This is a genomic window from Streptomyces sp. NPDC060205 (assembly GCF_042728395.1).
Classification (GTDB): Bacteria; Actinomycetota; Actinomycetes; order Streptomycetales; family Streptomycetaceae; genus Streptomyces.
The window spans coordinates 1-6,267 of sequence record NZ_JBHWZP010000451.1; the positions used below are offsets into that span (position 1 = coordinate 1).

General features: G+C 71.9%; 5 protein-coding genes. 3 read left to right on the forward strand and 2 right to left on the reverse strand.

Features of this window, described 5'->3' with window-relative positions:
• Positions 1-150: 150 nt before the first annotated feature.
• Together ACFWGJ_RS40645 and hemL are read right to left on the reverse strand one after the other, a co-directional pair.
• Positions 151-825 carry a histidine phosphatase family protein gene (locus ACFWGJ_RS40645; RefSeq protein WP_387333994.1) on the reverse strand — a complete coding sequence of 225 codons (675 nt, stop codon included), beginning with the start codon at positions 823-825 and terminating at the stop codon, positions 151-153.
• On the reverse strand, positions 822-2,141 hold the full coding sequence (gene hemL / locus ACFWGJ_RS40650) for a glutamate-1-semialdehyde 2,1-aminomutase (protein ID WP_387333995.1): 1,320 nt from the start codon (positions 2,139-2,141) through the stop codon (positions 822-824). Before hemL ends, ACFWGJ_RS40645 begins: the two co-directional genes overlap by 4 nt.
• 139 nt (positions 2,142-2,280) lie before the next feature.
• Between hemL and ACFWGJ_RS40655 the strand changes: the two genes are divergently transcribed.
• The 3 genes from ACFWGJ_RS40655 to ACFWGJ_RS40665 all read left to right on the forward strand — a co-directional run bounded on the left by ACFWGJ_RS40655 (position 2,281) and on the right by ACFWGJ_RS40665 (position 6,226).
• Positions 2,281-2,943, forward strand: coding sequence for a hypothetical protein (locus ACFWGJ_RS40655; protein WP_189778720.1), 663 nt, complete (start codon positions 2,281-2,283; stop codon positions 2,941-2,943).
• Between the two features lie 347 nt (positions 2,944-3,290).
• Positions 3,291-4,454, forward strand: a complete 1,164-nt coding sequence (locus tag ACFWGJ_RS40660) for a 4-hydroxybenzoate 3-monooxygenase (protein ID WP_387333997.1) — start codon at positions 3,291-3,293, stop codon at positions 4,452-4,454.
• Between the two features lie 95 nt (positions 4,455-4,549).
• A complete protein-coding gene (locus tag ACFWGJ_RS40665) occupies positions 4,550-6,226 on the forward strand; it encodes a methyltransferase (protein ID WP_387333996.1) in 1,677 nt (558 codons plus the stop codon).
• Positions 6,227-6,267 lie beyond the last annotated feature (41 nt).

The window sequence follows — 6,267 nt, forward strand, 5'->3', positions numbered from 1 at the left end:
CCGGGCCCGCAGCCGAACGCCAGGGGCGCGAGGAACTGCGCGCTCGGCCCCCACCGGGCCCGCAGCCGAATGCCAGGGGCGCGGGGAACTGCGCGACCAGCCCCCACCGGGCCGCACTGTGAGAACAAGCAGGCCGGGCGGAGCCGAAAGCTACGCCCCGAAAGCCTTGGACTTGCCCTTTGCCGGCTTCGCTCCGGCCAGGAGATGCGCAGGCACAAGATCCCGAGCCGGCTCGGTGTACCCCACCGACACGATCTTGTCCCCCCGATACGTGAACGTCGTCAAGGACGCCAGCGTGCACTGCCGCTTGCGCGGGTCGTGCCACAACCGCCGCCGCTCCACGAAGGACCGCACGATCCAGATCGGCAGCTGATGGCTGACGCACACGGCCTCATGCCCCCGCGCCGCGTCCCGCGCAGCGTCCAGCGCCCCCATCATCCGGACGACCTGTTCGAGATACGGCTCGCCCCACGACGGCTTGAACGGGTTGACCAGGTGCTTCCAGTTCTCGGGATTGCGCAGCGCCCCGTCCCCGACCCCGAAGGTCTTGCCCTGGAAGACGTTCTCCGCCTCGATCAGCCGCGCGTCGGTCGCGAGATCGAGGCCGTGCGCCTCGGCGACCGGCGTGGCCGTCTCGCGGGCCCGCTCCAGCGGCGAGGAGACGACGTGCGTGATGTCACGCGGAGCGAGATGCTCGGCGACCCGCTCGGCCATCCGCTGCCCCAGCTCGGACAGGTGATATCCGGGCAGCCGCCCGTAGAGCAGCCCGTCCGGGTTCTCGACCTCGCCGTGCCGCATCACGTGTACGACGGTGATGTCACTCATACTGCCGTGGCCTCCGCTGCTGCCCGTGCCGCCGCCGGAAGGGCGTCGGCGATCCGCTGTACCGCCCGGTCGTCGTGCGCCGTCGACACGAACCAGGACTCGAACGAGGACGGCGGCAGGTAGACGCCCTGCGCCAGCATCGAGTGGAAGAAGGCGTTGAAGCGGTACGACTCCTGCGTCTTCGCGTCCTCGTAATTGCGTACGTCCTCCCCCGTGAAGAAGACGGAGAACATGGTGGACGCGTTCTGCAGGGTGTGCACCACACCTTCCTTGGTGAGGGCGTCCGTGACGAGCGTACGGATCTGCCCGGAGACCGCGTCGAGCCGGGTGTACGCGGCATCGTCGAGCAGCCGCAGCTGCGCGAGGCCCGCGGCGGTCGCGACCGGGTTCCCGGACAGCGTGCCGGCCTGGTAGACGGGGCCGACGGGCGCGAGGTGCGCCATCACGTCCGCCCGTCCGCCGAAGGCCGCGGCCGGGAAGCCGCCGCCCATGACCTTGCCGAAGGTCATGAGGTCGGGTGCGACGCCGTCGACCCCGTACCAGCCGGCCCGGCTCGTACGGAAACCGGTCATGACCTCGTCGGAGATGTACAGGGCGCCGTCCGCCGCGCAGGCGTCCTTGAGTCCCTGGTTGAAGCCGGGCAGCGGCGGCACGACGCCCATGTTGCCGGGCGAGGCCTCGGTGATCACGCAGGCGATCTCGCCGGGGTGCGCCCGGAAGGCCTCACGCACGGCGTCGAGGTCGTTGTACGGCAGGACGATGGTGTCCCCGGCCTGGGCGCCGGTGACGCCGGGGGTGTCGGGAAGCGCGAAGGTGGCCAGGCCACTGCCCGCGGCGGCCAGCAGGGCGTCCACATGCCCGTGGTAGCAGCCGGCGAACTTCACGACCTTGGCGCGCCCGGTGAACCCGCGCGCGAGACGGATGGCGGACATGGTCGCCTCTGTGCCGCTGGACACCAGCCGGACCTGTTCGACGGGTGCGACGCGGCCGACGATCTCCTCGGCGAGCGCGACCTCGCCCTCCCCGGGCGTGCCGAAGGAGGTGCCGCGGGAGACGGCGGCCTGGACCGCCTCGATGACCTCGGGGTGGGAGTGGCCGAGGATCATCGGCCCCCAGGAACAAACGAGGTCGACGTACTCCCTCCCGTCGGCATCGGTCAGGTATGGACCGTTACCGGACACCATGAACCGGGGCGTACCGCCCACGGCGCGGAACGCGCGGACGGGAGAGTTCACGCCGCCGGGCGTCACGGCCGCCGCACGGTCGAAAAGAGTCTGCGAAACTGGGGCTTCGTACGGATAGCTCACACGGACCATGGTGTCAGAGGCTGCGAAGATCCTGCGGACAGGTGTTTCAACGCACGTTTCGGCGTGCGGCCGTGGGGGAGGTCACTGTCACGATGATCGGGTTGCGTGGCGGGGGTCGCGCACCCTAGAAAAGCAGTCGGGTGGAGATATGCATCGCGGTGGCGGACTGGGCGAGGGGACCGATGACCTCGGTCCTCGGCGTGCCCGGCGGGGGAAGCACCGGCGCGAGGCGGAAGCGGCCGAGGCTCGTCAGGCTCAGGGATCGCAGGGCGAACCTGAGCGGATCGACCCGTCCGCGCGTATGGACGGTATGGACTACACGGACCGCGGGGCAGACCAGCTCAGGCCAGGAAGCAGCGGGAATGGTGGCCGGGTGGGGGTGACCTACAAATACTTCGGGGCTCCGGACGGCGCGACCGCCGCCCGCGTCCCCATCTCCATGCGCCCGGAGGAGCTCGGCGGCGACGAGCTCGGTATGAACGGCATGTTCACGAAGATCAAGCCGGAGACGATGGCCGCGATGGTGCTGACCGGCATCGAGGGCATACCCCTGCACAAGGTGCCCCCGCTCGAACTGGTCGTCCTGCACCCGGACTACGCCGTCGTCAGGCTCCCCATGACGGTCGTCGACCCGCTGCGCGGCATAGGCGAGGAGGCCGTGGGCGCGGCAGCCTTCATCTGGTCGACGGTCCCGGACCGCGGCGGCCCCCGCGACGCGTACAACGTCTACCAACTCCTCCACGAATGGCAGGACTTCAGCCACCGCCTGCACGAGGCAGGCCACCAGCCGTACTGCCTGGTCTGGCCCTGACCGAGGCGATCACTTCCCAGGGGCGCAGCCCCTGCCTTGAGGGGCGCGGGGAACGGCGCAAGCTTTTCGCTTTCAGGGGGCGCAGTTCCCAAGGGGCGCGGGGAACGGCGCAATCTTTGGCCTTTAGGGGCGCGGGGAACTGCGCGACCAGCCCCCACCGCACCCGCACCCCTCAACGCACCGAAGCCACCCCCACTCCCACCCTCGAAACAACACCCCCGCCCGCTTTGTCGTTCGAACGACGCATACGGGTGAATCAGGTTCACTGACCGGTTTTGGGCTGCCTACTATCTGGTTTCGTGACAGACGGGAAGCGTCGACCAGAACCGGCCGGCCCCACCACCGACGTGGCCGTCCTCGGGGCCGGACCGGCCGGGCTCGTGCTCGGCAACATCCTGGTGGACCGGGGCATCGACTGCGTGGTCCTGGAGCGGTCCGAGTCCGCGCACGTACGGACCCGGGCGCGCGCCGGATTCCTGGCGCCCGGCACCGTACGGACCCTGGAACGGCACGGCCTCGCCGACGGGCTGCACCGGCGCGGGCAGCCCCACGGCGTCTGCGAGTTCCGTTCCGTTGACGGCCGGTTCCGGCTGGACTACGGCGGGCTCGGGCAGCGGGAACGGCACACCGTCTACCCCCAACAGGACCTGGTGTCGGACCTGTTGGCGCGCTTCCTCGAACGCGGCGGGCAGATCCGGTTCGGCACCGAGGCCGTGGCCGTGCACGGCGCCGGCACCGGCCGGCCCGAGGTGGCCGCGCGCGAGGCCGACGGACGGCCCCTGCGCTGGCGGGCCCGGTACGTGGCCGGCTGCGACGGCCGGCACGGCGCGGCCCGGCGCTCCCTGCCCGCCGGCACGGTCCGCCACCACCGCGATCACGGCGTGACCTGGCTCGGTCTGCTCGCCGAGGCGCCGCCCAGCCTGGACGCCGTCGGCTACGCGGTCCACGAGCGCGGCTTCGCCGGGCACATGGCCCGTACCAGCGAGATCACCCGCTACTACCTGCAGTGCGAGCGGGGCACCCGGGCCGAGTCCTGGTCGGAGGAACGGATCTGGGACGAGCTGGAACTGCGGATGCGGGCCCGGGAGTACGGCCCGCTGCGACGCGGGCGCGTGGCGCAGCGGGCCGTCGTCGATCTGGAGTCCGACGTGCTCGAACCGCTGCGCCACGGCGCGCTGTTCCTCGTCGGTGACGCCGCAGGACTGATCAGCCCGTCCGCCGCGAAGGGCGCGAACCTCGCGGTCCTCGGAGCCGCGGCCCTGGCCGACGCCCTGACCGACGACCTCGTCCGCGGCGACCCCGCGGGCCTCGACGCGTACTCCGCGCGCTGTCTGACGCACATCTGGCGTGCGCAGGAGTTCTCGCACTGGATGATCGGGCTGCTGCACGGCCCGTCCGGCGCGGACGGCGAGTCGCTGTTCCACAACTCCCTGCGCCGCTCCCGCCTCACCTCGCTGCGCACCTCCCGCAGCCAGCAGGACTGGTTCGCCGAGCACTACGTCGGCATCTAGCCGGCCCGGCCCGCACACAGCCGTCCGTACACAGCCATCCGTACGCAGTCGTCCGCCCACAGTCATCCGAACCCCGGAATGAGGATCCCCCCGCAGTGATCACGGCATTGTCGGGCGATACGTCCCGTCTGCGCGAGACGGTCGCATTCGTCAAGGAACAGGACACCGCCACCCTCCTCCCGCTGCTGCTCCCCGGACTCGACGGCCCCGAGCTGCGCGCCCTCGCGGAACGCTGCGCCTTCTCGCACGCGGCGCTGCTCGTCTTCCCGCCCGACGAGGCCGCGCTGTACACCGCACTCGCCGCCTGCGGGCTCGCCGCGGACACGCCGCCCCGGCCGAGCGTCGTCGTGCGCGAGCGGCTCGCCGTACGGCACGGGCGCTCCCCCGCGGACCTTCGAGTCGGCATCCTGCGGCCCACCGTGGAATGCCCGGACGGGGCGCGGCGCACGGTCGAGGTGTTCGCGCTGACCGTCCCGCCGGGCTCGGACCTCGCAACGGTCGCCGCGCACGAGCGGGAGCGGCTGCACGAGGCGCATGTCGCCTTCGAGGTGGAGGCACCGGACCCGTTGGTGCTGCGCGGCCTGTGCGCGGCTTTCGGCCAGTACGGCGCCACCCCCGACGGCGGCGGCTACAACCCGCACGAGAACGGCACGGTGTTCTACTTCACCGCCCCCGCCGAGGCCAAGGCCGGCTACCGGCGCGTGGAGCTGTACGTCCCCGGCGACCACCGTGACGTCCTCGCCGCCCACCTCGACGGCGCCCCCCAGGGGCAGCGGCACGCCGAGACCCTACTGCGGCTGCTGACCGGGGCGTGGACCACCCAGGCCCTCGCCGCGTTCGCCCGCCTGGAGGTGGCCGACGCGATGGACCGGGAGCGCGGCGTCGGCCTGGCCGAACTGGCGCGGGAGGTCGGTGCCCTCGCGCCGAACCTGGCCACCCTGCTGCGCTATCTCACGATGCTCGGCGTGGTGAGCGAGGACCGCGACGGGTTCCGTCTCACGGACACCGGCGCTCTGCTGCGCGCGGACGCCGAAGGGTCGATGCGGCCGCTGGCGCTGATGTACGGGGGCCCGTTCTACGAGTCCTTCGCCGGGCTCGGCCACACCGTGCGCACCGGAGAGGTCGCCTTCGAGCGGCGTTTCGGCGAGAACCACTTCGACCACTTCGCCCGCGACCCCGAACTCGCCGAACTCTTCGACCGGTCGATGGCGGCCGGTGCCCGGATGTTCGACCCGCTGCCCGCGCACCCGGTCCTCGCCTCGGCTCCCGAGGGCGCCCGCGTCGTCGACATCGCCGGGGGCAACGGGGAACTGCTCGGCCGGATCCTGTCCGCGCACCCCCGCCTGCGCGGCGTCCTGCTGGAGCGCCCGCAGACCGTCGAGACCGCCCGCCGCCTGCTCGGACCGGCCGGCCACGCGGAGCGGTGCGCCTTTGTGCCCGGCGACTTCGCGGACGTGCCCGCGGGCTGTGACGTCTACGTCCTGTCCCGGGTCCTGCACGACTGGGACGACGACCGCTGCGTCGAGATCCTGCGGCACTGCGCCCGCGCGATGCCCGTCGCCGCGGATCTGCTCGTCGTCGAACGCGTCCTGCCCGCCGACGGGTCGGCCTCGCTGGCCACGGCGTGGGATCTGCACATGATGTGCAACGTGGGCGGGCGTGAACGCCGCGCCGACCACTACGCCCGCCTGTTCGCCGAGGCGGGCCTCACGCTGGTGGCCCGCACGTCACTCCCCCTGGACGGCAGCGTCCTCCACGCCCGCCGCACCTGAAGCCAAAAGACTGCGCAGTTCCCCGCGCCCCCATCCGGGGG

Bases quoted from the DNA above. Each gene is read 5' to 3' on its own strand.
- ACFWGJ_RS40645 (WP_387333994.1), bottom strand. From the start codon at position 825: ATGAGTGACATCACCGTCGTACACGTGATGCGGCACGGCGAGGTCGAG.
- hemL (WP_387333995.1), bottom strand. From the start codon at position 2,141: ATGGTCCGTGTGAGCTATCCGTACGAAGCCCCAGTTTCGCAGACTCTT.
- ACFWGJ_RS40655 (WP_189778720.1), top strand. From the start codon at position 2,281: ATGCATCGCGGTGGCGGACTGGGCGAGGGGACCGATGACCTCGGTCCT.